The organism is Streptomyces sp. NPDC001843 (genome assembly GCF_042891955.1).
In the GTDB taxonomy this organism is placed as follows: Bacteria; Actinomycetota; Actinomycetes; order Streptomycetales; family Streptomycetaceae; genus Streptomyces.
This window is the reverse complement of record NZ_JBIATQ010000004.1, coordinates 132,014-157,482: the sequence shown is the minus strand read 5'-3', so window position 1 is coordinate 157,482 and position 25,469 is coordinate 132,014. Positions and strand designations below refer to the sequence as shown.

Annotated in this window: 30 protein-coding genes and 1 riboswitch; of the genes, 15 read left to right on the top strand and 15 right to left on the bottom strand. The window is 71.0% G+C overall.

What is annotated here, in order from left to right:
• Positions 1 to 9: 9 nt before the first annotated feature.
• Positions 10 to 549 (bottom strand): peptide deformylase, encoded by a 540-nt coding sequence (gene def, locus ACFYZQ_RS12160; RefSeq protein WP_389145172.1) that lies wholly within the window; start codon positions 547 to 549, stop codon positions 10 to 12.
• Positions 550 to 699: 150 nt separating this feature from the next.
• Here def and ACFYZQ_RS12155 point away from each other — a divergent pair, with 150 nt between their 5' ends.
• The 5 genes from ACFYZQ_RS12155 (at position 700) to ACFYZQ_RS12135 (ending at position 5,421) form a co-directional block, all read left to right on the top strand.
• Positions 700 to 1,938: a MurT ligase domain-containing protein gene (locus ACFYZQ_RS12155; RefSeq protein ID WP_389145169.1), complete on the top strand. Its 1,239-nt coding sequence runs from the start codon at positions 700 to 702 to the stop codon at positions 1,936 to 1,938.
• Between the two features lie 31 nt (positions 1,939 to 1,969).
• Positions 1,970 to 2,698: a type 1 glutamine amidotransferase gene (locus ACFYZQ_RS12150; protein ID WP_388790108.1), complete on the top strand. Its 729-nt coding sequence runs from the start codon at positions 1,970 to 1,972 to the stop codon at positions 2,696 to 2,698.
• 407 nt (positions 2,699 to 3,105) lie between these two features.
• Complete coding sequence (locus ACFYZQ_RS12145) at positions 3,106 to 4,131, top strand: 6-phosphofructokinase (protein WP_389145166.1); 1,026 nt, start codon at positions 3,106 to 3,108, stop codon at positions 4,129 to 4,131.
• A gap of 112 nt (positions 4,132 to 4,243) precedes the next feature.
• Positions 4,244 to 5,194: a cytochrome c oxidase assembly protein gene (locus ACFYZQ_RS12140; RefSeq protein ID WP_389145163.1), complete on the top strand. Its 951-nt coding sequence runs from the start codon at positions 4,244 to 4,246 to the stop codon at positions 5,192 to 5,194.
• 56 nt (positions 5,195 to 5,250) lie between these two features.
• The gene (locus ACFYZQ_RS12135; protein ID WP_389145161.1) at positions 5,251 to 5,421 is read left to right on the top strand and encodes a hypothetical protein; all 171 of its coding nucleotides are present in this window, start codon (positions 5,251 to 5,253) and stop codon (positions 5,419 to 5,421) included.
• Between the two features lie 60 nt (positions 5,422 to 5,481).
• Here the strand turns inward: ACFYZQ_RS12135 and ACFYZQ_RS12130 are convergent, their stop codons facing one another.
• The 4 genes from ACFYZQ_RS12130 to ACFYZQ_RS12115 are packed head-to-tail and all read right to left on the bottom strand — an operon-like array spanning position 5,482 to position 9,515.
• Positions 5,482 to 6,687, bottom strand: a complete 1,206-nt coding sequence (locus tag ACFYZQ_RS12130) for a sensor histidine kinase (RefSeq protein ID WP_389145158.1) — start codon at positions 6,685 to 6,687, stop codon at positions 5,482 to 5,484.
• Positions 6,684 to 8,396 carry a cation acetate symporter gene (locus ACFYZQ_RS12125; RefSeq protein ID WP_389145155.1) on the bottom strand — a complete coding sequence of 571 codons (1,713 nt, stop codon included), beginning with the start codon at positions 8,394 to 8,396 and terminating at the stop codon, positions 6,684 to 6,686. The genes ACFYZQ_RS12130 and ACFYZQ_RS12125 overlap by 4 nt, the downstream gene beginning before the upstream one ends.
• Entirely contained in the window at positions 8,393 to 8,749 is a 357-nt protein-coding gene (locus ACFYZQ_RS12120) for a hypothetical protein (RefSeq protein WP_389145152.1), read from the bottom strand. The genes ACFYZQ_RS12125 and ACFYZQ_RS12120 overlap by 4 nt, the downstream gene beginning before the upstream one ends.
• A gap of 10 nt (positions 8,750 to 8,759) precedes the next feature.
• A complete protein-coding gene (locus tag ACFYZQ_RS12115; RefSeq protein ID WP_389145149.1) occupies positions 8,760 to 9,515 on the bottom strand; it encodes a LytR/AlgR family response regulator transcription factor in 756 nt (251 codons plus the stop codon).
• A 77-nt stretch (positions 9,516 to 9,592) separates the two neighbouring features.
• Between ACFYZQ_RS12115 and ACFYZQ_RS12110 the strand changes: the two genes are divergently transcribed.
• The 5 genes from ACFYZQ_RS12110 to ACFYZQ_RS12090 all read left to right on the top strand — a co-directional run bounded on the left by ACFYZQ_RS12110 (position 9,593) and on the right by ACFYZQ_RS12090 (position 13,314).
• Complete coding sequence (locus ACFYZQ_RS12110) at positions 9,593 to 10,108, top strand: Lrp/AsnC family transcriptional regulator (RefSeq protein ID WP_389145146.1); 516 nt, start codon at positions 9,593 to 9,595, stop codon at positions 10,106 to 10,108.
• 124 nt (positions 10,109 to 10,232) lie between these two features.
• The gene (ddaH, locus tag ACFYZQ_RS12105) at positions 10,233 to 11,045 is read left to right on the top strand and encodes a dimethylargininase (protein WP_389145144.1); all 813 of its coding nucleotides are present in this window, start codon (positions 10,233 to 10,235) and stop codon (positions 11,043 to 11,045) included.
• On the top strand, positions 11,042 to 12,268 hold the full coding sequence (gene rocD, locus ACFYZQ_RS12100; RefSeq protein WP_389145141.1) for an ornithine--oxo-acid transaminase: 1,227 nt from the start codon (positions 11,042 to 11,044) through the stop codon (positions 12,266 to 12,268). The genes ddaH and rocD overlap by 4 nt, the downstream gene beginning before the upstream one ends.
• Positions 12,269 to 12,355: 87 nt before the next feature.
• The gene (locus ACFYZQ_RS12095) at positions 12,356 to 12,814 is read left to right on the top strand and encodes a hypothetical protein (RefSeq protein ID WP_389145138.1); all 459 of its coding nucleotides are present in this window, start codon (positions 12,356 to 12,358) and stop codon (positions 12,812 to 12,814) included.
• A 20-nt stretch (positions 12,815 to 12,834) separates the two neighbouring features.
• Positions 12,835 to 13,314, top strand: coding sequence for a copper-binding protein (locus tag ACFYZQ_RS12090; RefSeq protein ID WP_389145135.1), 480 nt, complete (start codon positions 12,835 to 12,837; stop codon positions 13,312 to 13,314).
• 43 nt (positions 13,315 to 13,357) lie between these two features.
• On the opposite strand, the gene ACFYZQ_RS12085 is transcribed toward ACFYZQ_RS12090, so the two are convergent.
• On the bottom strand, positions 13,358 to 13,861 hold the full coding sequence (locus ACFYZQ_RS12085; protein WP_389145133.1) for a DUF4396 domain-containing protein: 504 nt from the start codon (positions 13,859 to 13,861) through the stop codon (positions 13,358 to 13,360).
• Between the two features lie 232 nt (positions 13,862 to 14,093).
• Here ACFYZQ_RS12085 and ACFYZQ_RS12080 point away from each other — a divergent pair, with 232 nt between their 5' ends.
• A complete protein-coding gene (locus tag ACFYZQ_RS12080; protein ID WP_389145130.1) occupies positions 14,094 to 14,819 on the top strand; it encodes a lysophospholipid acyltransferase family protein in 726 nt (241 codons plus the stop codon).
• Positions 14,820 to 14,876: 57 nt separating this feature from the next.
• Here the strand turns inward: ACFYZQ_RS12080 and ACFYZQ_RS12075 are convergent, their stop codons facing one another.
• The 8 genes from ACFYZQ_RS12075 to ACFYZQ_RS12040 all read right to left on the bottom strand — a co-directional run bounded on the left by ACFYZQ_RS12075 (position 14,877) and on the right by ACFYZQ_RS12040 (position 21,736).
• A complete protein-coding gene (locus ACFYZQ_RS12075; protein ID WP_389145127.1) occupies positions 14,877 to 16,493 on the bottom strand; it encodes an alpha/beta hydrolase in 1,617 nt (538 codons plus the stop codon).
• Positions 16,494 to 16,603: 110 nt separating this feature from the next.
• A complete protein-coding gene (locus ACFYZQ_RS12070; protein WP_389145124.1) occupies positions 16,604 to 17,362 on the bottom strand; it encodes an urease accessory protein UreD in 759 nt (252 codons plus the stop codon).
• Positions 17,359 to 18,033 (bottom strand): urease accessory protein UreG, encoded by a 675-nt coding sequence (gene ureG, locus ACFYZQ_RS12065; RefSeq protein ID WP_389145121.1) that lies wholly within the window; start codon positions 18,031 to 18,033, stop codon positions 17,359 to 17,361. The genes ACFYZQ_RS12070 and ureG overlap by 4 nt, the downstream gene beginning before the upstream one ends.
• 168 nt (positions 18,034 to 18,201) lie before the next feature.
• Positions 18,202 to 18,876 carry an urease accessory protein UreF gene (locus tag ACFYZQ_RS12060; protein WP_389145118.1) on the bottom strand — a complete coding sequence of 225 codons (675 nt, stop codon included), beginning with the start codon at positions 18,874 to 18,876 and terminating at the stop codon, positions 18,202 to 18,204.
• Positions 18,876 to 20,597 carry an urease subunit alpha gene (locus tag ACFYZQ_RS12055; protein WP_389145115.1) on the bottom strand — a complete coding sequence of 574 codons (1,722 nt, stop codon included), beginning with the start codon at positions 20,595 to 20,597 and terminating at the stop codon, positions 18,876 to 18,878. The genes ACFYZQ_RS12060 and ACFYZQ_RS12055 overlap by 1 nt, the downstream gene beginning before the upstream one ends.
• The gene (locus ACFYZQ_RS12050) at positions 20,590 to 20,901 is read right to left on the bottom strand and encodes an urease subunit beta (protein ID WP_389145112.1); all 312 of its coding nucleotides are present in this window, start codon (positions 20,899 to 20,901) and stop codon (positions 20,590 to 20,592) included. The genes ACFYZQ_RS12055 and ACFYZQ_RS12050 overlap by 8 nt, the downstream gene beginning before the upstream one ends.
• 10 nt (positions 20,902 to 20,911) lie before the next feature.
• A complete protein-coding gene (locus ACFYZQ_RS12045; protein ID WP_037890687.1) occupies positions 20,912 to 21,214 on the bottom strand; it encodes an urease subunit gamma in 303 nt (100 codons plus the stop codon).
• Positions 21,215 to 21,457: 243 nt separating this feature from the next.
• A complete protein-coding gene (locus ACFYZQ_RS12040; protein ID WP_389145109.1) occupies positions 21,458 to 21,736 on the bottom strand; it encodes a type II toxin-antitoxin system Phd/YefM family antitoxin in 279 nt (92 codons plus the stop codon).
• A 70-nt stretch (positions 21,737 to 21,806) separates the two neighbouring features.
• Between ACFYZQ_RS12040 and ACFYZQ_RS12035 the strand changes: the two genes are divergently transcribed.
• The 3 genes from ACFYZQ_RS12035 to ACFYZQ_RS12025 all read left to right on the top strand — a co-directional run bounded on the left by ACFYZQ_RS12035 (position 21,807) and on the right by ACFYZQ_RS12025 (position 23,755).
• Positions 21,807 to 22,445, top strand: coding sequence for an ATP-dependent Clp protease proteolytic subunit (locus ACFYZQ_RS12035; RefSeq protein WP_389145106.1), 639 nt, complete (start codon positions 21,807 to 21,809; stop codon positions 22,443 to 22,445).
• A gap of 7 nt (positions 22,446 to 22,452) precedes the next feature.
• Entirely contained in the window at positions 22,453 to 22,761 is a 309-nt protein-coding gene (locus tag ACFYZQ_RS12030) for a hypothetical protein (RefSeq protein WP_388790048.1), read from the top strand.
• Between the two features lie 305 nt (positions 22,762 to 23,066).
• Positions 23,067 to 23,278, top strand: a riboswitch (cyclic di-AMP (ydaO/yuaA leader).
• Positions 23,279 to 23,281: 3 nt separating this feature from the next.
• Positions 23,282 to 23,755, top strand: a complete 474-nt coding sequence (locus ACFYZQ_RS12025; protein ID WP_389145104.1) for a C40 family peptidase — start codon at positions 23,282 to 23,284, stop codon at positions 23,753 to 23,755.
• A gap of 112 nt (positions 23,756 to 23,867) precedes the next feature.
• On the opposite strand, the gene ACFYZQ_RS12020 is transcribed toward ACFYZQ_RS12025, so the two are convergent.
• Positions 23,868 to 24,326, bottom strand: coding sequence for an ATP-binding protein (locus tag ACFYZQ_RS12020; protein WP_389145101.1), 459 nt, complete (start codon positions 24,324 to 24,326; stop codon positions 23,868 to 23,870).
• Between the two features lie 223 nt (positions 24,327 to 24,549).
• On the opposite strand from ACFYZQ_RS12020, the gene ACFYZQ_RS12015 reads away from it, so the two are divergent.
• On the top strand, positions 24,550 to 25,461 hold the full coding sequence (locus tag ACFYZQ_RS12015; protein ID WP_389145099.1) for a helix-turn-helix domain-containing protein: 912 nt from the start codon (positions 24,550 to 24,552) through the stop codon (positions 25,459 to 25,461).
• The last annotated feature ends 8 nt before the right edge of the window (positions 25,462 to 25,469 follow it).

Here is a 25,469-nt window from a genome sequence, read left to right as displayed (position 1 = left end):
GCGCGGAGGTCACTGCCCCCACGGCGCTCGCGCGGCCTGCCGCAGCACCCTCCGCTTGCGCCATCCCGTGAGGCGATCCACGTAAAGGCCGCCCTCCAGGTGGTCGCACTCGTGCTGCAGGCACCTCGCGAAGAACCCCGTGCCGTGCACGGTGACCGTTTCCCCGGCCACCGTGCGGCCCTCGACCACCGCGTGGTCGTACCGCTCCGTGCCCGCCTCCAGCCCCGGCAGGGACAGGCAGCCCTCCGGACCACGGAGCACCACGCCGTCCGCCTCCACCAGCCGCGGGTTCACCACATGTCCGAGATGCCGCACATCGTCGTCGTCCGGGCAGTCGTAGACGAACACCCGCAGTGGCACCCCGATCTGATTGGCGGCCAGACCCACGCCCTTGGCCGCGTACATGGTGGCGAACAGGTCCTCCACGAGCGCGGACAGTTCGGGGCCGAAGTCGGTGACGTCCCGGCAGGGCTCGCGCAGTGCCGCGTCGCCGAGCAGGGTGAGAGGCCGGACCCGCCCGCGGGCGCCCGGGATGAAACCTTGTCGCATGGCGGCAAGGGTACGGTTCCTTCGGCCCATGCCCGCCGCGCAGACGTGGGCCGCGGTTCGGGCATGTGAGTGGATCTCGATAGGCTGAGGCCACACCACGTTGCCGGATGGCTCAAGGCGCGGCGCGTACGCAAGGAGGATCGAGAACTGATGGCAGGCAACTCGGACCCGCTCACGCCGCGGGCCAAGCTGGCCGTGACCGCGGGCAAAGCGGTCGCGGCGGCGTCGCGCGCAGCGGGGCGCGGCAGCGGATCGGTGATCGGCGGCCGGGTGGCGCTCAAGCTCGACCCCGACCTCCTGGCCCGGCTCGCCCAGAACCTGGACGTCGTCCTGGTGTCGGCGACCAACGGCAAGACCACGACCACCCGGCTCATCGCCGAGGCCCTGCGGGCCGCCGGTCCGGTCGTCTCCAACGCGCTCGGCGCCAACATGCCGGCCGGCATCACCTCGGCGCTGGCGGGCGGCTCGGACGCCAAGTTCGCCGTGATCGAGGTCGACGAGAAGTACCTGGCCGGTGTGGCCCGGGACACCGACCCCAAGTGCATCGCGCTGCTGAACCTCTCCCGCGACCAACTCGACCGCGCCGCCGAGACCCGGATGCTGGCCGAGAACTGGCGCGAGGGCCTGGCCGGTACCAAGGCCGTCATCGTCGCCAACTGCGACGACCCGCTCGTGGTGTGGGCCGCGTCCTCCTCCCCCAATGTGATCTGGGTCGCCGCCGGGCAGATGTGGAAGGACGACGCCTGGTCCTGCCCGTCCTGCGGCGGTGTGATGCAGCGGCCGGGCGACGACTGGTTCTGCGGCGAGTGCGGCTTCCGCCGTCCGACGCCGAGCTGGGCGCTGTCCGGGGACCACGTCCTCGACCCGCACGGCTCCGCATGGCCGATCCACCTGCAGCTGCCGGGCCGCGCCAACAAGGCCAACGCCACCTCCTCCGCGGCCGTCGCCGCCGTCTTCGGGGTGCCGCCGCAGGTCGGTCTGGAGCGGATGTACCAGGTGCAGGCGGTCGCCGGCCGGTACGACGTCGTTCAGTTCCAGGGTCGTGACCTGCGTCTGCTGCTGGCGAAGAACCCGGCCGGCTGGCTGGAGACGTTCTCGCTCATCGACCCGCCGCCCGCCCCGGTGATCCTCTCCGTGAACGCCCGTGGCGCCGACGGCACCGACACCTCCTGGCTGTGGGACGTCGACTACACCCGGCTGACCGGCCATCCGATCTTCGTCATCGGCGACCGGAAGCTGGACCTCGCGGTGCGCCTGGAGGTCGCGAACCAGCACTTCCAGGTCTGCGAGAACCTGGACCAGGCCGTATCGGTGTGCCCGCCGGGCCGGATCGAGGTCATCGCGAACTACACCGCGTTCCAGGACCTGCGCCGCCGCGTCGGCAACTGACCACATCGGACAACGGAGTGACGATCCCTTCATGAGCGACAACCAACTGCGGCTGGTGTGGATCTACCCGGACCTGCTGAGCACCTACGGCGACCAGGGCAACGCGCTGGTCATCGAGCGGCGGGCCCGGCAGCGCGGCCTGGACGTGGCGCGGCTCGACGTGCGCAGCGACCAGCCGATCCCCACCTCCGGTGACATCTACCTGATCGGCGGCGGCGAGGACCGGCCGCAGCGGCTCGCCGCCGAGCGGCTGCGCCGCGACGGGCACCTGTACCAGGCGGTGCAGAACGGCGCGATCGTCTTCGCGGTGTGCGCCGGCTACCAGATCCTCGGCCACGAGTTCGTCAACGACCTCGGCCAGCGCGAGCCCGGTCTCGGCCTGCTGGATGTGACCACGGTGCGCAACGAGGGCGAGCGGTGCGTCGGCGACGTCCTCGCGGACATCGACCCGCGCCTCGGCCTGCCTCCGCTGACCGGCTTCGAGAACCACCAGGGCATCACCCACCTCGGCCCCACCGCCCGTCCCCTCGCCCAGGTCCGCCTGGGCAAGGGCAACGGCACCGGCGACGGCACCGAGGGCGCGTACAACGACACCGTCTTCGGTACGTACATGCACGGGCCCGCCCTCGCCCGCAACCCGCAGATCGCCGACCTGCTGCTGAAGCTGGCGCTCGACGTCAACGCGCTGCCGCCGATCGACGACCGGTGGTACGAGGCGCTCCGCAACGAGCGCATCGCGGCTGCGCAGCAGCCTGCGTAGGTACAGCTGCGCAGCAGCCTGCGTAGGTACAGCTGCGCAGCAGCCTGCGTAGGTACAGCCGCGCAGCAGCCTGCGTAGGTACAGCCGCGCAGCAGCCTGCGTAGGTACAGCCGCGCAGCAGCCTGCGTAGGTACAGCTGCGCAGCAGCCTGCGTAGGTACAGCTGCGCGGCAGCCTGCGTAGGTACAGCCGCGCGGCCGGGTTACAGAGCCCTTTAAGGCGCCTTCAAGCGCTGTCCGGGAGAGTGGTTCGCAGGCCCGCCTGACGGTCCGTCCGCTCACATGTGCGGGCGCGTCCAGCAGGCGGACGCCTGCTACGGAGCCACCCCCTCACGCCGGTAGGGTGGCCGGGATCCAGCCGGACAGCGTGGTCCGGTTACCCGGCCCACGTCTAGAAGGTAATCGGGCTATGCGCATTGGTGTCCTCACGTCCGGCGGCGACTGCCCCGGCCTGAACGCCGTCATCCGGTCCGTCGTGCACCGTGCCGTCGTCGACCACGGCGACGAGGTCATCGGTTTCCGGGACGGCTGGAAAGGCCTCCTGGAGTGCGACTACCTCAAGCTCGACCTCGACGCCGTGAGCGGCATCCTGGCGCGTGGCGGCACCATCCTCGGCTCCTCCCGGGTCCGCCCTGAGCATCTGCGGGACGGTGTGGCGCGGGCCAAGGGGCATGTCGAGGAGCTCGGCCTGGACGCGATCATCCCGATCGGCGGTGAGGGCACGCTGAAGGCGGCCCGTCTGCTGTCGGACAACGGCCTGCCCATCGTCGGTGTGCCGAAGACCATCGACAACGACATCGCGGTCACGGACGTCACCTTCGGCTTCGACACGGCCGTCGGCGTCGCCACCGAGGCCCTGGACCGGCTGAAGACCACCGCCGAGTCCCACCAGCGCGTACTGATCGTGGAGGTCATGGGCCGCCACACCGGCTGGATCGCGCTGCACTCCGGCATGGCGGCCGGCGCGCACGCCATCGTGGTGCCGGAGCGCCCCTTCGACATCGAGGAGCTGACCCGGAAGGTCGGCGAGCGGTTCGAGGCGGGCAAGCGGTTCGCGATCGTGGTGGCGGCCGAGGGCGCCAAGCCGAGGGCCGGCTCCATGGAGTTCGACGAGGGCGGCAAGGACATCTACGGCCACGAGCGTTTCGCCGGGATCGCCCGGCAGCTCTCCGTCGAGCTGGAGCAGCGGCTGGGCAAGGAGGCCCGGCCGGTCATCCTCGGACATGTGCAGCGCGGTGGCACGCCCACCGCGTACGACCGCGTCCTCGCCACGCGCTTCGGCTGGCACGCGGTGGAGGCGGTGCACCGCGGGGAGTTCGGCAGGATGACGGCGTTGCGCGGTACGGACATCGTGATGGTGTCGCTGGCGGAGGCCGTGGAGACGCTGAAGACCGTGCCCTCGGAGCGGTACGACGAGGCTGAGTGCGTGCTCTGAGGTCCTGGTCGGGGTGGGAGCACCCTGCCCCCGGTCGCAGACGTGACCGGGGGCGGTTCTACTCTTGGGGGGCGGACAGACGCGTACAACCCCCACGAATCAGGAGCCGGCGATGGATCACAGCGGGCACGGCATGATCATGGATCTGCCGCCGTTCACGCTGGGACGGGGTCTTCAGTGGTCGGCGGACCCGTTCTTCCTCGTCGCCTGCCTGGTGGGGCTCGGGCTGTACGGCTGGGGGGTCGTGCGGCTGCGGCGGCGCGGTGACGCCTGGCCGGTCGGCCGGACGGTGTCGTACGTCGCGGGGGTGCTGACCATCGGGCTGATGATGTGCACCCGGCTGAACGACTACGGCATGGTCATGTTCAGCGTGCACATGGTGCAGCACATGGTGATCAGCATGCTGTCGCCGATCCTGGTGCTGCTGGGCGCGCCGGTGACGCTGGCGCTGCGCGCCCTGCCGACGGCGGGCAGGGGCCGCAAGGGCCCGCGCGAGCTGCTGCTGGCGCTGCTGCACAGCCGGTACATGCGGGTGATCACCCACCCGGTGTTCACGATCCCGCTGTTCATCGCGAGCCTGTACGGGCTCTACTTCACGCCGCTCTTCGACTTCCTCATGGGGTCGAAGACCGGGCACGTCGCGATGATGGTGCACTTCCTCGCGGTGGGCGTGGTGTTCTTCTGGCCGATCATCGGCGTGGACCCGGGGCCGCACCGGCCCGGATATCTGCTGCGGATGCTGGAGCTGTTCGCGGGCATGCCGTTCCACGCGTTCTTCGGGATCGCGTTGATGATGGCCTCGACGCCGATGGTGGAGACGTTCCGGAACCCTCCCGCCTCGCTCGGCATCGACGCGCTCTCCGACCAGAACGCGGCCGGCGGCATCGCCTGGGCGTTCAGTGAGATCCCGTCCGTGCTGGTGCTGATCGCGCTGCTGTTCCAGTGGTACGGCTCGGAGCAACGGCAGGCCAAGCGCAAGGACCGGGCCGCCGACCGCGACGGGGACCAGGAGCTGGAGGCGTACAACGCCTACCTGGCCTCGCTGAACGCGCGCGAGGGCTGAGAAAGCCGGTCTTCCGGGGCACCATGGGGGGACGGACCCTACAGGAGGCTGGTGCGATGCCCGGTTCCACGAACGGTTCTACGAAGGCCATGGGGGTGCTCACCGTCGGAGGGCTGGTGGTGGTGACGGCCTACACGGTGGCGCTCGGGAGCAACGGCTGGCTGTGGTTCGGCTGGGTCGTGCTGGGGCTGCTCACGATCGCCATGATCATGACACAGAGCACCTGACCAGGCAGAGCACCTGACCACGCGGAGCACCCGACCACGCGGGGCACCTACCGCTGCCGGTCAGTCCGCCGTGAGCCGGCCCGCCGAGTGCACGCCGGGCTGGTACTTGGGCAGCCGGGCGGTGATCTTCATGCCCGCGCCGACCGCGGTCTCGATGACGAGACCGCGGTCGTCGCCGTAGACCTGGCGGAGCCGGTCGTCGACGTTGGACAGGCCGATGCCGCCGGACGGGCCGACCTCGCCGGCGAGGATCCGGCGCAGCAGCGCGGGGTCCATGCCGACGCCGTCGTCCTCGATGACGACGAGGGCCTCGGCGCCCGCGTCCTGCGCGGTGATCTGGATGTGGCAGGCGTCGGCCTTGCCCTCCAGGCCGTGCTTGACGGCGTTCTCCACGAGGGGCTGCAGGCACAGGAAGGGCAGGGTGACCGGCAGCACCTCGGGGGCGATCTGCAGGGTGACGGAGAGGCGGTCGCCGAAGCGGGCCCGGACCAGTGCCAGGTAGTGGTCGATGGCGTGCAGCTCGTCGGCGAGGGTGGTGAAGTCGCCGTGCCTGCGGAACGAGTAGCGGGTGAAGTCGGCGAACTCCAGGAGCAGCTCCCGGGCACGTTCGGGGTCGGTGCGCACGAACGAGGCGATCACCGCGAGTGAGTTGAAGATGAAGTGCGGCGATATCTGGGCGCGCAGGGCCTTGATCTCGGCCTCGATGAGCCGGGTCCGGGACCGGTCGAGGTCCGCCAGTTCCAGCTGGACGCTCACCCATCGGGCCACCTCACCGGCCGCGCGGACCAGGACGGCGGACTCGCGCGGGGCGCAGGCGACCAGCGCGCCGTGGACCCGGTCGTCGACGGTGAGGGGCGCGACGACGGCCCAGCGGACCGGGCAGTCGGGGGTCTCGCAGCTCAGCCGGAACGCCTCCCCGCGGCCGGTCTCCAGCGACCCCGCCAACCGCTCCATGACCTCGGCGCGATGGTGGCCGCCCGCCCCGTCCCAGACCAGTACCTCCTCCAGGTCGGTCAGGCACAGCGCGTCCGTGCCGAGCAGTGTGCGCAGGCCACGGGCCGACTTCCGGGCGGTCTCCCCGGTCAGCCCGGCCCGCAGCGGGGGCGCGGCGAGGGAGGCGGTGTGGAGGGTCTGGAAGGTGGCGTGCTCGATCGGGGTACCGAGGTCTCCCGGGCTTCCCGGCCGGGCGGTGCGCCGCCCGATCCAGAATCCGGCCGCCAGCAGCGGCAGGACGGCGGCGCACAGACCCGCGAGGAAGCCGCTCAAGCCGTCACCTCGGACCGCAGTTCCTCGGGCAGGTGGAAGCGGGCCAGGATCGCCGCCGTGCCGGGCGGCACCCGGGCCGGGGTGGCCAGGGACACCAGCACCATGGTGAGGAAGCCCAGCGGCACCGACCACAGGGCGGGCCAGGCGAGGAGGGCGTGCAGCGGGCTGGTGCCGGGGAAGCCGGCCATGGTCGCGGCGACGGCGAGGAACGCCGAGCCGCCTCCCACCAGCATGCCCGCGGCCGCGCCGGGCGGGGTCAGCCGCCGCCACCAGATGCCGAGGACCAGCAGCGGGCAGAAGGACGACGCGGAGACGGCGAAGGCCAGCCCGACCGCGTCGGCCACCGGCAGCCCGCCCACCAGCATGCTCGCCACGAGCGGCACGGCCATGGCGAGCGCCGTGCCCAGCCGGAAATGCCGTACCCCGCGCGAGGGCAGCACGTCCTGGGTGAGCACTCCGGCGACCGCCATGGTCAGCCCCGACGCGGTGGACAGGAACGCGGCGAAGGCGCCGCCCGCCACCAGCGCGCCCAGCAGGTCGCCGCCGACGCCGCCGATCATCCGGCCGGGCAGCAGCAGGACGGCGGCGTCCGCGTCACCGCTGAGGGTGAGCTCGGGGGCGTACAGGCGGCCGAGGGCGCCGTACATCGGTGGCAGCAGGTAGAAGCCGCCGATCAGGGCGAGGACGGCGACCGTGGTGCGGCGGGCGGCGACTCCGTGCGGGCTGGTGTAGAAGCGGACGACGACGTGCGGCAGGCCCATGGTGCCGAGGAACGTGGCCAGGATCAGCCCGTACGTGGCGTACAGCGGGCGTTCCTCGCGGCTCGCCGCGAGGGAGGTCGACATGCCGCCGTTGCTGCCCCGGTCGGCGGCGGGGACGGGGGTGCCCCGGGCGAAGGTCAGGCGGGTGCCGCCCTCGATGCGGTGGGTGCCGGCGGGCAGGCGGAGCCGGGTGCCGTCGTGGGCGCGGCCGTCGATCCTGCCGCTGACGGTGATGGTGAGTGGCTCCCGGAGCCGGAGGTCGAGGGTGTCGTCGACGAGGACGGTGCGCTGCTCGCGGAAGGCGGCCGGTTCCGCGAAGGCGGGTCTCGGGCCGCCGTCGGTCTGCCAGGCGAGGACGAGGAAGAGCGCGGGGACGAGGAGCGCGGTGAGCTTGAGCCAGTACTGGAAGGCCTGCACGAAGGTGATGCTGCGCATGCCGCCCGCGGCGACGGTCGCCACCACGACCACGGCCACGATGATCCCGCCGAGCGGGTCGGGGGCCCCGGTGAGCACCGCCAAGGTCAGCCCGGCACCCTGCAGTTGGGGCAGCAGGTACAGCCAGCCGACGCCGACCACGAAGGCTCCGGCCAGCCGTCGCACGCCCTGTGAGGCGAGCCGGGCCTCGGCGAAGTCCGGCAGGGTGTAGGCGCCGGAACGGCGCAGCGGGGCGGCGACGAAGAGGAGCAGGACGAGGTAGCCGGCCGTGTAGCCGACCGGGTACCAGAGCATGTCCGGGCCTTGGACCAGGACCAGCCCCGCGATGCCGAGGAAGGAGGCGGCGGAGAGGTACTCGCCGCTGATGGCGGCCGCGTTGAGGCGGGGGCCGACGGTGCGGGAGGCGACGTAGAAGTCGGAGGTGGTGCGGGAGACGCGCAGACCGAAGGCACCGACGAGGACGGTGGTCACGACGACGAGGGCGACGGCGGGCACCGCGTAACCGGAGTTCACCGGTCTTCCACCAGGCGTACGAAGTCGCGCTCGTTGCGTTCGGCGCGGCGCACGTACCAGCGGGCGACCAGGATCAGCGGCGCGTACAGGCAGAAGCCGAGCACCGCCCAGGACAGGCGACGGGCGTCGGGGGCGGCCGCGAAGACCAGCGGGAGCGGGCCGACGAGCAGGACGAGGACCGCGAAGCCGGTGAGCGCGGCGCGCAGTTGAGTGCGCATCAGGGAGCGGAGGTAGGTGTGGCCGAGGGTGGTGAGCTCGTCGATCTCGGTGCGCGGCCGGTAGTAGCCGGAGGCTCTGCCGCGGGTGCGGCGGGGCGGTCCGGTGACGGTGACTCGGCGTTCGGTGGGCTCCACTGCGGTATCCCTACCCCGCCGTCCGGCGCATCAGCAGGTCCCGTAGTTCGCGGGCGTGCCGTCGGCTGACCTGGAGTTCCTCGTCGCCGACCAGGACGCTCACGGTGCCCGCGTCCAGGCGGAGTTCGCCGATGTGGCGCAGGGCCACGAGGTGCCGGCGGTGGATGCGGACGAAACCCCGGGCCCGCCAGCGTTCCTCCAGGGCGGACAGCGGGATGCGGACGAGGTGGCTGCCGTTGCAGGTGTGCAGGCGGGCGTAGTCGCCGTGCGCCTCCACGTGGGTGATGTCGTCGACGGCGAGGAAGCGGGTCACGCCGCCGCGTTCGACGGGTATCTGGTCGGGGTCGGGTTCGTGCACGGGTATCGGCGGTGCGGTGCCGCGCAGTTCGGCGGCCCGGCGGACGGCTTCGGCGAGACGTTCCTTGCGGACGGGCTTGAGCACGTAGTCGACCGCCTCCAGATCGAACGCCCGTACGGCGAAGTCCTCGTGGGCGGTGACGAAGACGACCAGTGGCGGCCGGGCGAACCCGGTCAACAGCCGGGCCATCTCCAGGCCGTCGAGGCCGGGCATCTGGATGTCGAGGAAGACCACGTCGATGGCGTCGGGCCCGGCCGGCCCGGACTCCAGGGCGCGGGTGATGCGGCGCAACGCCCCGGTGGCGTCCCCGGCACCCTCGGCGGCGGCGATGCGCGGGTCGGCGTTGAGCAGGTACAGGAGTTCTTCGAGCGAGGGCCGTTCGTCGTCGACGGCGAGGGCGCGCAGCATGAACGTGGAGTGTAGGAGGAATCCGCACGCCTGGACATGTGCCGGGTGTGGACGTCGCCGCTGGATACAGTGCCGACATGAACAGCAGGACCGTCCCGTTCGACGAGCTCGACCGCAAGATCATCACGGCGTTGATGGCGAACGCCAGGACCAGCTTCGCCGAGATCGGTGCGGCGATCGGGCTGTCGGCCACCGCGGTGAAGCGGCGTGTGGACCGGCTGCGGGACACGGGTGTGATCACGGGGTTCACGGCCACCGTGAAGCCGTCGGCGCTGGGCTGGCGCACGGAGGCGTACGTGGAGGTGTACTGCGAGGGGGCGGCGCCGCCGAGGCGGCTGGCCGAGGTGGTCCGCAACCATCCGGAGATCACGGCGGCCATGACCGTGACGGGCGGCGCGGACGCGCTGCTGCACGTGCGGGCCCGGGACGTGGAGCACTTCGAGGAGGTGCTGGAGCGGATCCGCACGGAGCCGTTCATCAGGAAGACGATCAGCGTGATGGTGCTGTCCCACCTCCTCCCGGAAAGTCCGGAGGCGGGAGCCACCCAGGCCGCGCCGGACGGGGACGGGCCAGGCGCAGCAGACGTGCGCTGATCGGGTTCACAACGCAGCGATCCTGCGCAAAGACGCAGGTGTCGTTCCTTGTCGGGCGTCCGGGTCCGTTCTTACCTTGGAGTCAACCCTCGTTCGGCACCGCAGGAAGCGGAGGAACACCTCTGTGCCCGACAGCCGTGTACCGCGCCTCAGGCGCTTCCTCGTCTGCGAACCCAGACACTTCGCCGTGCAGTACGCGATCAATCCCTGGATGCATCCCGACACCCGCGTCGACGTGGACCTGGCCCGGGAGCAGTGGCAGGCGCTGATGAGCGCCTACCGCACCCACGGCCACACCGTCGACACCGTGGACCCGGCCCCCGGCCTGCCGGACATGGTCTTCGCCGCGAACTCCGCGGTGGTCGTCGACGGCCGGGTCTTCGGCTCCCTCTTCCACGCGCCGGAGCGGCGCCCCGAGTCGGCCCACTACGACACCTGGTTCAGGTCGGCCGGGTTCGACGTGCACCGTCCCGAGTCCGTCTGCGAGGGCGAGGGCGACCTGGTGTGGACGGGCCGGTACCTGCTGGCCGGGACCGGCTTCCGCACGACGCGTGAGGCGCACCGCGAGGTGCAGGAGTACTTCGGTCACCCGGTGATCAGCCTGACGCTGGTGGACCCGTACTTCTACCACCTGGACACCGCGCTGTTCGTCCTCGACGACGACAACATCGCCTACTACCCCGAGGCCTTCTCGGCCGGCAGCCGGGAGGTGCTCGCGCGCCTGTACCCGAACGCGGTGCTCGCCACCCGCGACGACGCGATGGCGTTCGGCCTCAACTCGGTGTCCGACGGCCGGCACGTCTTCATCGCGCCGCGGGCCGAGGCACTCGCCGGCCGCCTCGCCGAGCACGGCTACGTCCCCGTCCCCGTCGACCTGTCGGAGTTCCACAAGGCCGGCGGCGGCATCAAGTGCTGCACCCAGGAGATCCGCTCATGAGCGCACCCGCACGCACCCGTACGTCCGCCGACCTGATCCGCGCGGAGGAGCCGGTCCTCGCGCACAACTACCATCCGCTGCCGGTGGTGGTCGCCCGGGCCGAGGGCGCCTGGGTGGAGGACGTCGAGGGCCGCCGCTACCTGGACATGCTGGCCGGCTACTCGGCCCTCAACTTCGGCCACCGCCACCCCGCGCTGATCGAGGCCGCCCACCGCCAGCTCGACCTGCTGACGCTGACCTCGCGCGCCTTCCACAACGACCGGCTCGCCGGGTTCGCCGAGCGGCTCGCCGCGCTGACCGGGCAGGACATGGTGCTGCCGATGAACACCGGCGCCGAGGCCGTGGAGAGCGGCATCAAGGTGGCCCGCAAGTGGGCGTACGAGGTGAAGGGTGTGCCCGCCGACCGGGCGACGATCGTGGTGGCGGCGGAGAACTTCCACGGCCGTACGACGACGATCGTCGGCTTCTCCACCGACGAGACGGCCCGCGCGGGCTTCGGGCCCTTCGCGCCGGGTTTCCGGATCGTCCCGTACGACGACCTGGCCGCGCTGGAGGCGGCCGTCGACGAGACGACGGCGGCCGTGCTGATCGAACCCGTCCAGGGCGAGGCGGGCGTGATCGTCCCCGCCGACGGCTATCTGCGCGGTGTCCGCGAGCTGACCCGGCGCGCGGGCTGTCTGTTCGTCGCGGACGAGATCCAGTCGGGGCTGGGCCGCACCGGCCGCACGCTCGCCGTCGAGCACGAGGACGTCGTCCCGGACCTGGTGCTGCTCGGCAAAGCGCTGGGCGGCGGAATCGTGCCGGTGTCGGCCGTGGTGGGCCGCCGCGAGGTCCTCGGTGTGCTGCGGCCCGGCGAGCACGGTTCCACGTTCGGCGGCAACCCGCTCGCGGCGGCGGTCGGCACGGCGGTCGTCGAGCTGCTCGAGACGGGTGCGTTCCAGCGCCGGGCGGCCGAGCTGGGCGGCGTGCTGCGCGAGGGGCTGGCGGGGCTGACCGGCCGGGGCGTGGTCGGCTTCCGCTCGCGCGGACTGTGGGCGGGCGTCGACGTGGATCCCGCCCTCGGCACCGGTCGCGAGGTCAGCGAACGTCTCATGCGGGAGGGGATCCTGGTCAAGGACACCCACGGCTCGACGATCCGGCTGGCCCCGCCACTGACCATCACCGCGGAGGAACTCCGTTCCGCGCTGGGCGCGTTGGAGCGGGTGCTCGTCCGAGGAAGCTGAGGTTCGCGGTTCCGGGTTCCCGGCGGGCGCAATCCGCCGAGAGCTGTTCTCCGTATCCCTCACAGGAGCGGAACACCTGGAGCCACGATGAATCCCACCCATGCCGTCGAAGCCGGCCTCACGGGACTGGGAGTGTGCTGCGCCGTGGCCAACACGGCGCTGCACACGCTTCTCGTCCCCGACCACCTGGAGGAGATGTTCTACATCGGCGTCCTCTTCGCGGTGGGGAGCGCCGTCATGTTCGCGGTGGCGGTGGCGCTGGTCGCCATGAGGCGCCCGCTGGCCGCTTGGCTGACCGGGACCCTGGTCAGTCTCGGGATGATCGTCGGCTTTGTGCTGTCGCGCACCGTCGGCCTGCCGGCCGGTTATTACGAACCCGGCTGGGAGACGCCGTACGGCCCGCTGTCCCTGCTCGTCGAGGGACTCTTCGTTCTTGCATTCCTTGCCTGGCTGGGCGGCCGGGTGGCCCGTGGCGCCTCTCCGGGACTGCCGTACAGGTCGGCCCGCGAACCGGTCTCCGTCGGGCCCGACGTCTCAGAACGCTGACGCAGCGAGGAGGACCGGCCATGGCTGGAACACTCAGCCGGAGCGGAGCGGCGGTGGGGGCGTGCGTGATGACGCTGGCCGCCGTGCTCACGGCGTGCGGCAACTCGGGGTCGGGCAGCGTGGGAACCGGGACCACGTCCTCCGCGTCGCCGTCACCGTCGTCCTCCCCCTCGTCCTCCCCGTCGGCAAGCGGCAAGCCGATGGGTACGACGGTGACCGTGCAGATGACCGAGTACAAGCTGACCCTGTCGTCGAAGACGTTCAAGTCGGGTGACTACACCTTCGTCGCCGAGAACAAGGGGCACATCGCGCACTCCCTGGAGGTCGAGGGACAGGGCGGTGACGTGCGGCTGCCCCACGACCTCGCTCCGGGCCAGTCTGCGCAGCTCAGGGTCACGCTGAAGAACGGCTCGTACGAGCTGTACTGCCCGGTGGACGGGCACAAGGACCTCGGCATGAAGACGGACATCACCGTCGGTGGCGCCACCGGTGGCTCGTGAGCGGCGGCACGGGCCGGCCTGTGCTCGACGGGCCGGCCCGTGCTCAGTGGTGGGCGTGCACGACCGCGTGCCCCTTGCCGCGGCCGATCATCCACCGGTTCACGGGGGTGGTCAGCACGAACGCAAGAGCCAGGGACAGCACGAGTGAGGCCCAGAACAGCCAGTCGGCAAGGCCCGCGTCCATGGCGCCGGGCACGCCGACCATGACCGTGTTGTCGATCAGTTCCATCACCGCGATGGACACGGTGTCGGCGGCCAGCGCGACCTTGACCGCCTGCCCCAGGGGGACACCGGCGCGCAGGACGCCCCGCATGGTCAGCGCGTAACCGAAGACGAACGCCAGGACGATGGAGATGACCACGGTGGCCGCGTTGTGCAGGCCGGCCGCGGTGCCGATGACCAGGCCGAGGACCTCGCCGATGGCGCAGCCGGTGAGGCAGTGGAGCGTGGCCCGGGCGGCCATGCTCCAGGACGTACCGGTCGCCTGGTGGTGCCCGTGGTGTCCCTGGTGCCCGTGGTGCTGGTGGTCGTGCGTCGCGTGGTCCATCGTCGGTCTCCCTTTCGCGATCAGCTCTCGACTCCCCCAACCATATACCCCCTGGGGGTATTCCGCACCCGGATCGCCCGCCAGGAAGGCCGGTGGCGGGTCGTCATCGACACGGCCGGAACCGGTTCCGCGGGACTACGGCTGCACTTACACTGACACCCCGTTTGACATGCCGGTTGACCTGCGAGAACTCTGCGGTTGAGCCGATCCACCCGGAGTGAGGAGCGACCCCTTGTTCTACTACCTGCTCAAGTACGTGCTGCTCGGGCCGCTGTTGAGGCTGGTCTTCCGGCCCCGCATCGAAGGCCTCGACCACGTGCCGTCCTCCGGAGCGGCCATCGTCGCCGGCAACCACCTGTCCTTCGCGGACCACTTCCTGATGCCGGCCATCCTCAAACGGCGCATCACCTTCCTGGCCAAGGCCGAGTACTTCACGGGACCGGGCCTGAAGGGCCGTCTGACCGCGTTCTTCTTCCGCAGCGCCGGCCAGATCCCGGTCGACCGCTCCGGCAAGGAGGCGGGCCAGGCCGCGATCCGTGAGGGGCTCGGCGTACTCCGCAAGGGCGAACTGCTCGGCATCTATCCCGAGGGCACCCGCTCGCACGACGGCCGTCTGTACAAGGGCAAGGTCGGCGTCGCGGTGATGGCGCTGCAGGCAGGGGTACCGGTCGTCCCCTGCGCGATGATCGGCACCTTCGAGGCGCAGCCGCCGGGGCGCGTCATCCCGCGCATCCACCCCATCGCCATCCGTTTCGGCGAGCCGCTGGACTTCTCCCGCTACACGGGCATGGAGAACGAGAAGGCCGTCCTGCGAGCCATCACCGACGAGATCATGTACGCCGTTCTGTCGCTGTCCGAGCAGGAGTACGTCGACGAGTACGCGGCGGTGGTCAAGGCGGAGCAGGCCGCGGCGGGCGCCGAGAAGGAACGCCGCTTCCCGCGGCTGCCGCTGAGCTGACCGGCATGACCGAGGGGCGACCGGAACTCCGGCCGCCCCTCGGTCGTCGTGATGCGATTACGGCTTGGGCGTGGCGTGCGGAGCGCAGGTGACGTCCGCGGTGTCCAGCTTGCCGGTGAGCAGGTAGGCGTCCACCCGGTCGTTGACGCACGGGTTGACCAGGCCGGTCACGCCGTGGGAGCCCGCGTCCTTCTCGGTGACCAGACGGGAGCCCTTGAAGCTCTTGTGCAGTTCGACGGCGCCCTCGTACGGGGTGGCGGCGTCACGCGTGGACTGCACGATGAGAACCGGCGGCAGGCCCTTGTGGGTCTTGACGTGCAACGGGGTCTGCTGCTTGACCGGCCAGGTCGCGCACGGCAGGTTCATCCACGCGTTGGCCCAGGTCATGAACGGGTAGTTCTTGTTGAGCCGCGTGTTGTCGCGGTCCCACTTGCGCCAGCTGGTGGGCCACTTGGCGTCGGCGCACTCGACGGCCGTGTAGACGGCGTTGCTGTTCTCCGAGGTGATGTTGCCCGCGGTGTCGGACATGTCCGGAGCGGCGGCGTCGACCAGCGCCTGGGTGTCACCCGCGAAGTACTTGCTGAACGTCGTCGCCACCGGCACCCACGAGGAGTCGTAGTACGGGGCGCTCTGGAAGAAGGAGATCAGCTCGGCCGGGCCGACGACCCCGCCGATGGGGTTCTTCTTGGCGGTGGCGCGCAACTGGAGCCACTTGTCCTGGACCGCGGTCCGGGTGGTGCCGAGGTGGAAGCTGGCGTCGTTGGCGGCGACCCAGTCCTCCCAGTCCTTCCAGCGGCCCTCGAAGGCGACGTCCTGCTCCAGGTTGGCCTCGTACCAGATGTTCTGGCGGGACGGGTTGACCACGCTGTCCACGATCATCCGGCGGACGTGCCCCGGGAAGAGCGTGCCGTAGACGGCGCCGAGGTAGGTGCCGTAGGAGACGCCGAGGTAGTTGAGCTTCTTCTCGCCGAGCGCGGCACGGATGACGTCCAGGTCGCGGGCGGTGTTCGGCGTGGTCATGTAGGGCAGCATCCCGCCGCTGCGCTCGTGGCAGCCGTCCGCGTACTCACGGGCCAGCTTGCGCTGGGCGGTCTTGTCCGCCTCGGTGTCCGGCACCGGGTCGGCCTTGGGCGCCTTGACGAACTCCTGCGGGTCGATGCAGGAGATGGGCGCGGAGTGACCGACACCGCGCGGGTCGAAGCCCACGAAGTCGTACGCCTTGGCGGTGTTGACCCACAGGGCGCTCTTGGTGGTGACCCGGCGCGGGAAACGCATGCCGGAGCCGCCCGGACCGCCGGGGTTGTAGACGAGCGCGCCCTGGCGCTCCCCCTTGGTCCCCGTGTTGCCGATACGGTCGACGGCGAGCTTGATCTGCTTGCCGTACGGCTTCGCGTAGTCGACCGGTACGGAGACCCAGCCGCACTGGATGGGCTTCTCCAGCCCCCAGTCGGCCGGGCAGTCGTGCCAGTCGATCCCGGCCTTGGCGGCCCGGGCGGCGGCGATCGCGGCGCCGCGTGCCTCCCGGTCCTGGCCGTGCCGCTCGGCCGCGCCGGCCGTGGGCGCCGAGACGGCACCGGCCAGCAGGGTCGCCGTGACGAGTGCTCCGGCCGAACCGAGCGCCAGCACGCGGTTCTTCGGTCTCGTGTCCCTCAAGTGGGGCCCCTCCCCGTACATCGCAGCGAATGGTCACGGAGGATCCTCGCGGCTGTGAACCACCTGAGGACAGGGGCCGTTGACCTTCTTTACCAATCCGATAACCGGACGTTGACGTCCCGTTCAGCGGATCAGGCCAACTGCGCCAGCGCCTCGTCCAGTACCCGCCGCAGTCGCAGCGCGTCGGCCGCGACGGCGGTCACCAGCACGGCGGGACCGGCGAGCGGCGCGATGGCGGCTCCCTCCCCCAGCATCCGCGCCGCCACCGGCTCCCGGTCGAACTCGGGCCGGACGACGACGAGTTGCCCGACGGCTCGGTGTCCCGCGAGCACGGCGGGACCGTCCCAGCCGCCCGGCGCGCCGGGCCCGCAGGCCAGCTCCTGGTCGAGTACTGTCCGCCCGGCTATCCGCACGGTGAGACGGCTGGTCAGTCGCCCGGGCTCCTCCCCGGTCCGGCCCAGTACCTGCTCCTCGCGCAGCACGAGCCGGGCCCCGGCCGCGAGATCGACGTGTGTGGAGACGTACAGGTCGCTGCCGCGGGCAGAGATCAACTGCTCAGGCAGCCAGTGCAGTTCACCTCCGTCGGCCACGACGAGCCGTACGTCGTACCGGGATTCCCCCTTCCGCTGCCCCGGCAACGCGATGGTCGCGGCGGCGGAGCGCACGTGCAGCCGGGCACCCTGCCCCACCTCCGCCGTCACGTCGAACCGGTCGCCGCCGAGAGGCCCGCTCATCGCCCCGACGAGCACGACCCGCGCTTCGCCCCCGCTCGCCCGGGTCCGGCGCGGCGCCAGCGGCCCCTCGCCGTCCAGCACGGGCAGTGCGGTACCGCCCCGCCCGTCGTCCCGGGCGACGATCCGGGCGGTGCCCCGCACCCCGGTCACGGTCATGCCGCCCACGCCGCGAGCCGGGCGCGCACCCAGTCGGCCACGTCCGTCACACCCGGCTCGCTCCTGAGCGACTGGAAGACGACCGGCAGTTCGCCGCGCTGCACCTTCGCGTCGGCGGCCATCCGCGCGAGGTCGGAGCCGACGTACGGTGCCAGGTCGGTCTTGTTGACCACGAGCAGGTCGGCGGTGGTCACGCCGGGCCCGCCCTTGCGCGGGATGTCGTCCCCGCCTGCCACGTCGATGACGAAGATCTGCGCGTCCACCAGCCCCCTGGAGAAGGTGGCGGTCAGGTTGTCCCCGCCGGACTCGACCAGGATCAGGTCCAACGGCCCGACCTCGTCCTCCAGGTCCTCCACGGCTTCGAGGTTGGCGGAGATGTCGTCCCGGATCGCGGTGTGCGGACAGGCGCCCGTCTCCACGGCGGTGATCCGCTCCGGCGGCAGCACTGCCTCTCTGAGCAGGAACTCGGCGTCCTCCCGGGTGTAGATGTCGTTCGTGACGACCGCGAGCGACATCTCGTCCCGCAACGCCCGGCAGAGCGCGGCGACGGTGGCGGTCTTCCCGGACCCGACGGGCCCACCGAGGCCGATCCGCAGCGCCCGCCGACTTCCGCCGGGCAGGCGGGCGTCGGCGCTGAGGGCGGGGGTGGTGTGGGTGTGGTCAAGATGCATGAGGACAGCTCCATCAATCAGCCCGTCTGGGGGTGCTCCCTCTGGGGGAGTTCGAGGACTAGGCCGTTCAGGCCGATACGGGGGTCCAGGGGGCGAAGCCCCCTGGCGGGGTCGAAGGGGCGGAGCCCCTGGGGACGGGAAGGGTAGGGGCGGCGGAGGCGAAACCCCCTACGAGGCGAACAACCGCACGGACCACCCCGCATGCCACTCCGCTCCGATTTCCAGCAACGGCGCCGACGCCGCGGGCAACACGTCGGCCCCCTCCCCGACCGCCCGCCGAGCCGCCTCCACCGCCCGGTCCGCGACACGATCCAGCTCCGGCGCCAGCCGGGCCAGCACCGCCGTCGCGTCGAACGGATCCAGGCTCAGCAACCGCACCACCGCGGCAGCGGGCCCGCTCACGCTCTCGTACGCCGCACAGTACGCCGCGTCCAACGCCTCCAGCCCGGCCGCCCTGGCCACGAGCCCCAGCACCACCGGCTGATGCGCCCCCTTGGGGAACCCCCTTGCCAACGCGTCCAGTTCACCGCACGGCCAGGTCGCCCGAGCGGCCCGCAGCAGCTGCCGCCCCAGCCGCCGCCCGGCACCCCGCAACGCGGGCGACGGCGTCCGCGCGTCCGCCGCGGCGTCCAGCACGGCCGGGTCCACACCGAGCGCCGCGGCCGCGGCGAGCGCACCCGCCACGAGCCCCGCGGTGTGCAACCGCCCCCTGCAGAAGTCCTCCAGGCTCGCGGCCCCGCTGATCCGCCCGGCCTTGACGGCCGCCTCGGCCCCGCCCGAGTGCGCGTGCCCACCGGCGGGAAACCGGCCGTCGGCCAGGACGAGAAGTGCTGCCCTGGACATCAGAAGAGGAAGTAACGCTGGGCCATGGGAAGTTCGGCCGCCGGTGCCGCCTCGACCAGTTCCCCGTCGATGTGCACGGCGAAGCTGTCGGGATCGACCTGGACACGCGGCCGGGCGTCGTTCTCCCTCATGTCCGCCTTCGTCACACCGCGCGTCGACTCGATGGCGACGAAGCGCTTCCCCAGCTGCAGCCGTTCCGGCAGCCCGTCCTCGATGGCGAGCGGCGCCACGAAGTTGAACGAGTTCGCGGCCGGTGCCCGGCCGATCGCCCCGTACATCGGCCGCGGGAGGATCGGCTGCGGCGTGGGAATGGACGCGTTGGCGTCGCCCATCTGCGCGTACGCGATCTGGCCGCCCTTGAGCACGAGGTGCGGCTTGACCCCGAAGAACGCCGGCTCCCACAGCACCAGGTCGGCGAGCTTGCCGGTCTCGACGGAACCGATCTCGCGGGCGAGGCCCTGGGCGAGCGCGGGGTTGATCGTGTACTTGGCGACGTACCGGCGCACCCGCAGGTTGTCGGCCCGCCCGTCACCGGGCAGCGCACCCCGCCGCCGCTTCATCACGTGCGCGGTCTGCCAGGTGCGCAGCACGACCTCACCCACCCGCCCCATGGCCTGGGAGTCCGAGGAGATGATCGAGATCGCGCCCAGGTCGTGCAGTATGTCCTCGGCGCCGATGGTCGACGGCCGGATCCGGGACTCGGCGAAGGCCAGGTCCTCGGGGACGGCCGGGTTGAGGTGGTGGCACACCATCAGCATGTCGAGGTGTTCCTCGGCGGTGTTGACGGTGAACGGCCGCGTCGGGTTGGTGGAACTGGGCAGCACGTGCGGCTCCGAGACCACGGTCATGATGTCCGGCGCGTGCCCGCCGCCCGCACCCTCCGTGTGGTACGCGTGGATGCCGCGTCCGGCGATTGCGCCAAGCGTGTCGCCCACGAAGCCGGCCTCGTTGAGGGTGTCGGTGTGGATGGCGACCTGGATGCCGGTGCGGTCGGCGACGGTCAGCGAGGCGTCGATGACGGCCGGGGTGGCGCCCCAGTCCTCGTGCAGCTTCAGGCCCAGCGCGCCGCCGCGGATCTGGGACAGCATCGCCTCGTGCGAGACGGTGTTGCCCTTGCCGAGGAAGCCGATGTTCAGCGGGTACTGCTCCATCGCCTCCAGCATCCGGGCCAGGTGCCAGGGGCCCGGGGTGACGGTGGTCGCCTTGGAGCCCTCGGCCGGTCCGGTGCCGCCGCCGACCAGCGTGGTGATGCCGGCCGCAAGAGCCTCGTCGGCGATCTGGGGGCAGATGAAGTGGACGTGCGCGTCGATGGCGCCGGCGGTGAGGATCCGCCCGTTGCCCGCGATCACCTCGGTCTCCGGGCCGATGACCAGGTCCGGGTGGACGCCGTCCATGGTGTCGGGGTTGCCGGCCTTGCCGATTCCGGTGATCCGGCCGTCGCGGATGCCGAGGTCGGCCTTGACGACGCCCCAGTGGTCGACGATGACGACGCCGGTGACGACGGTGTCGGGGGTGCCTTCCGCGCGGGTGGCGCGGGACTGGCCCATGGACTCTCGGATGACCTTGCCGCCGCCGAAGACCGCCTCGTCACCGGCGCGTCCGGGACCGCCGGAACGATCCTCCTCGATCTCGATCAGCAGGTCGGTGTCGGCGAGCCGGATCCGGTCACCGGTGGTCGGGCCGAACAGGTCCGCGTAGGCGGCACGGGAGATCTCAGGCATCGAGGGCACCTCCGGTCTCCCCGCGCAGGCCTGGTACGACACGGGCGCCGGCGAGCGGGACGAGTTCGACGTCGACGGGGACACCGGGCTCGAAGCGCACGGCGGTGCCGGCGGCGACGTTGAGGCGCTTGCCCCGCGCGGCGCCCCGGTCGAACTCCAGACCGGGGTTGGCCTCGGCGAAGTGGTAGTGGGAGCCGACCTGGACGGGCCGGTCGGCGGCGTTGAGGACGGTGACACGGGTGACCTCGCGGCCCTCGTTGAACACCACGGGGCCGTCCGCGAACAGGATCTCTCCGGGAATCATGGACGGCCCCTCAGACGATGGGGTCGTGGACGGTGACGAGCTTGGTGCCGTCCGGGAAGGTGGCCTCGACCTGTACGTCGTGGATCATCTCCGGGACGCCCTCCATGACGTCGTCCCGGGTGAGCAGCTTGCGCCCGGAGGACATGAGTTCGGCGACGGTACGGCCGTCACGCGCGCCTTCGAGGATGTGCGAGGTGATGAGCGCGACCGCCTCGGGGTGGTTGAGCTTCAGCCCACGGGCCCGGCGCTTCTCGGCGACGTCGGCCGCGACGTGGATCAGCAGCCTCTCTTGCTCGTGCGGGGTCAGTTGCACGTCCCACCTCACAGTCCTCGCTCCGGACCGTGCGGGGCCCGGTTGCCGCGGCCACGGGGCAAAGTCCCTGTTGGCGTGGATCGGCAGGCTAGTGCGAGCGGGTTTCGGGCACGTTAACCGTTCCGTGATCCCTCGTTCGGCCGCGGACGGGCCACGCGGCCGGCAGGGAGCCCGGACCGCGCCCGGACCGTATACGGCGCGACAGCGACCGCCCCGGTCCCCAGGCCGGCCTGCGGGGCGCCGCTAGGAGCGGTCGGGCCGTCGGTGTTCCGCCGCGATGCCGAAGCGCTGCTGTTCGCGAGGAGCGGACGTGGCGTCGCGGGTGTGCGAGACGGAGCTGATCACCCGCTCCTCCTCCGGCTGGTCGAGTGCGTCGAGTCGTTCCAGGTCGGCGGCGGAGACGAGGGCGACCAGGGGCTTGCCGTGCCGGGTCACGACGACGCGCTCACCGCCGTACACCACGCGGTTGATCAGGTCGGCGAGTTCAGCCCTGGCTTGCGTCACCGGAATCTCGTAGGCCATACCCCCATCATAACGTCACGTACGTCCTGTACATTTTTTACAGATAGCGCCGCCCGAGGAGGGGAACGCCATGACCCGACCGTCCGCCCGTCACGTCCTGCCCGAGTTCACCGAGCGAACCGGAGGCGGCTACCGCACCGTCGATCCGTACTCCAAGCTGCTGCAGGAGCGGATCGTGCTCCTCGGGACACCGATCGACGAGGTCTCGGCCAACGACGTCATGGCGCAGTTCATGTATCTGGAGTACGACGCGCCCGACCGGGACATCTCGCTGTACATCAACTCCCCGGGCGGCTCGTTCAGCGCGATGACGGCGATCTACGACACCATGCGGTACGTCGGCTGCGACGTGGAGACGATCTGCCTGGGACAGGCGGGCTCGTCAGCCGCGGTGCTGCTCGCCGCGGGCACACCGGGCAAACGGTTCGCGCTGCCGGGCGCGCGGGTGGTGCTCCAGCAGCCGTCGCTGCCCGAGCCGACGCGGGGTCAGCCGAGCGATCTCGCCATCCAGGCGGACGAACTGGTCCGGATGCGCGGCCTGCTGGAGGACATGCTCGTTCGCCACACCGGCCGCGATCCTGAGCGGGTCGACGCCGACCTCGAACGGGACCTGGTGCTGGACGCCCGGGGCGCTCTGGAGTACGGGCTGGTGGACGGGGTCGTCCCCAGCCGCAAGTCCTCGCGCACCGTCACCCCGGACGCGGGGTGAGCCGCCGATGCTGCCACCGGAACTTCCGCCGTTGCCGGCCCTGACCCGGGCCGAGGGCGAGTTGATCGACCGTTACCTGGAGGCTGCCGACCTGCTGGGCCGGGTCAATCCGGCGCGGCACGGCCACACCTACAGCGGACTGCGGGCCGCCCAGGCGCTGGTGCGCAAGGCGGTGGAACTGCGCGACGCGCTGGCGCTGATGCACAGCCGTGGCGAGACGGAGCTGCACGAGGCCACCCTGGCGCGGGCGCTGAGGGTGCTGGACGGCGAGCGCCGCACCGCGCGCGTCACCGTGCCCCCGGACGGCACCGGTTGAGAGCTTGCGCGCTCGCGACTGAGTCGAAACGGCCCAAAGGACGTACCCACGTTCGGACTAGCAGCGCATCCTTTTCCAGGGCCCTCGAAGTTGCGCGAACCGCCCGGCCGAAGAGCGCCGGGAGGAGCTTCGACCCTGGTCGGAGGGTGCGCCGCTGTCCCGGCAGGGACTCGAACACGAGCCCGTCCACCCGAACGGCTGAGTGGTGAGTAACACCACAAATACTCGGTTCCGTTGGGTTTTTCGGACAGGTGTGGGCGAAGATCCCTGACTGACGACAAGACCCCGCCAAAGCGGCGGGGCGATCCGGGCGGACGCCGAGTCCTGCCGCCGCCCGGATGACCGGTCGACAGGAGTGGATCGGCAGGAGTGGAGGACCCAGGCAAGACGGGTCGCCGGAACGGACAGCCGTCCGTCTCCGAGCAGCCCTTGGGGTGAAGCCGCGGCAACGCGGCCGGGCAACTTCGCCAGCCCGAATCCGACAGGTCATCCTTCACAGGCGGCTGACGAAGGGTTGCGCATGACTGCGCTCAATCGTGTCCCGTCGCTCATGGCCCGGGCCGGCACGGCCTCGGCATTCGCCATCGCCGCCGTCGGCGGCTCGATAGTCGTTCCCGGTGTCGCCACCGACGCCGCTGCCACGACTCCGGCGACGAAGGCGCTCCAGGTCGCGGCGTCCAAGAAGGGCGCACCGTACAAGTGGGGGGCCACCGGTCCCGGCAGGTTCGACTGCTCCGGCCTCACGTTGTACTCGTTCAAGAAGGCGGGCAAGAAGCTGCCGCGGACGGCAGCCCAGCAGTACAACAAGACCCACCACATCTCCGCCAGCCACCGCAAGGCCGGAGACCTGGTCTTCTTCCATTCGGGCTCGAACGTCTACCACGTCGGCATCTACGCCGGGAAGGGGAAGATCTGGCACGCCCCGAAGACCGGGGATGTCGTGAAGCTGCAGAAGATCTGGACGAAGAGCGTCTGGTACGGCCGGGTGAGCTGACCCGCGGTCACGCGCCGCACGGTCCCGGGCACAGGGCCACACCCGGAACCGTGCGGACCCCTACGGCCCCGTACGGACCCGTACGGACCCGTACGGACCCGTACGGGACCCCCTAGGGCTCCTGCTGCCCCCCTGCCGTGACCGGCCTCGCCGGGACCGCCCACGGCAGTTCGACGAAGACCGTCTTGCCTCCCTCGCGGGTGGGCCGCACCCTGAGCCTGCCGCCGCACTCGGCGGTCAGCCAGCGGATGATGACCATGCCGCGGCCGTTGTCCTGCTGCACGGCGGCGGGCAGCCGCTTCGGGAAGCGGGGGTGGCTGTCGGTGACACCGACGCGCAGCTGCTCGTCACGGTCGAGCGCGAGGGCCACCGTGAAGGTGGGCGACTGCCCGAAGGTGTGCTGTACGGCGTTGGTGGCGAGCTCGGAGACGATGAGCCGGACGGTGTCGCAGACGCCGGTGTCCGGCTGAAGCCCCCATTCCGCCAGGATGCCCACCACATAGCTGCGGGCAGCGGAAACCGAGGCTGGATCGCTCGGCAGAGTGATGGATGCTTCCAGATGGTCCGCCATGGCGACGTCGTCCCTTTCCCACGGGACCGCAGTCCGACACGGAGCGGATGGGTTCGAGTACGGTCCCGCACTGGTGCTTCGTCGCCAGACTGCCATCAGCGCGCCGGTCACGGGTGAGAACCACCAAGATATGCATATATCTGTCGCTCAAAGCGGTGAACTCTACGACGGCAGACCGTATTCGGGCGGCGCGCACGGAGTAATGGCGAGTAAGGAGTGGCCCATGCAGAACGGTCCCGCGGTGCGCCGCCGGAAGCTGGGCGCCGAACTGCGCGAGCTGCGCACCGGCGCGGGCCTCACCAGCGGTGAGGCCGCCCGTCTCGTGGGCTGGCACCAGTCGAAGGTGAGCCGGATCGAGACCGGCGCCAGCGGGGTGAAATCGGCCGATGTCCGGTTACTCCTGGACGCCTACGGCGTGACCGACCGTCAACAGCGCGAGCTGCTGCTGGTGCTGGCCGGGTCGGACGACGTCGGCGGCCGGCACCACTGGTGGCACGCCTACCGCGGTGTGCTGCCGCCCGCCTACCGTGACTTCATCAGCCTGGAGTCGCAGGCGAGCGAGATGCGCACCCTGGAGACATCGGTGGTCCCGGGACTGCTGCAGACGCCGGAGTACGCCCGCGCGGTCACCGGGGCGGCCGTCGGAAGAGGCCACGACGGTCCCGACGGCACCGGCGGCACCGACGGTCCCGGTGCCTCCGGTGACGCCGAGGAGCGGCTGGACGCTCTGGTGAAGGTGCGGCTGGCCAGGCAGGACGTGCTGCGGTCGGATCCGCCGCTGGTGCTGAGCGCCGTTCTGGACGAGGCGGTGCTGCGGCGGGAGGTCGGCGGGCCGGAGGTGATGGCGCGGCAGCTTCAGCGGCTCCTGGAGGCGGCGCGTCTGCCGCAAGTGCGCCTCCAGGTGCTGCCCTTCTCCGCCGGGGCGCATATCGGTATCACCGGCCCTTTCGTTATCTTCTCATTTCCGAGCACATCTGATCTGGACGTGGTTGTTCTCGACCATTTGACGAGTAGCCTCTACCTCGAGCGGAAAGAAGACCTCCGGGCCTACTCGGAGGCCTTCAACACCCTTCAGATCCATGCCCTTTCACCCGAGGACTCGCTGGATTACATCGCCGGGATAGGCGGCGCGTAAGGAGGCAC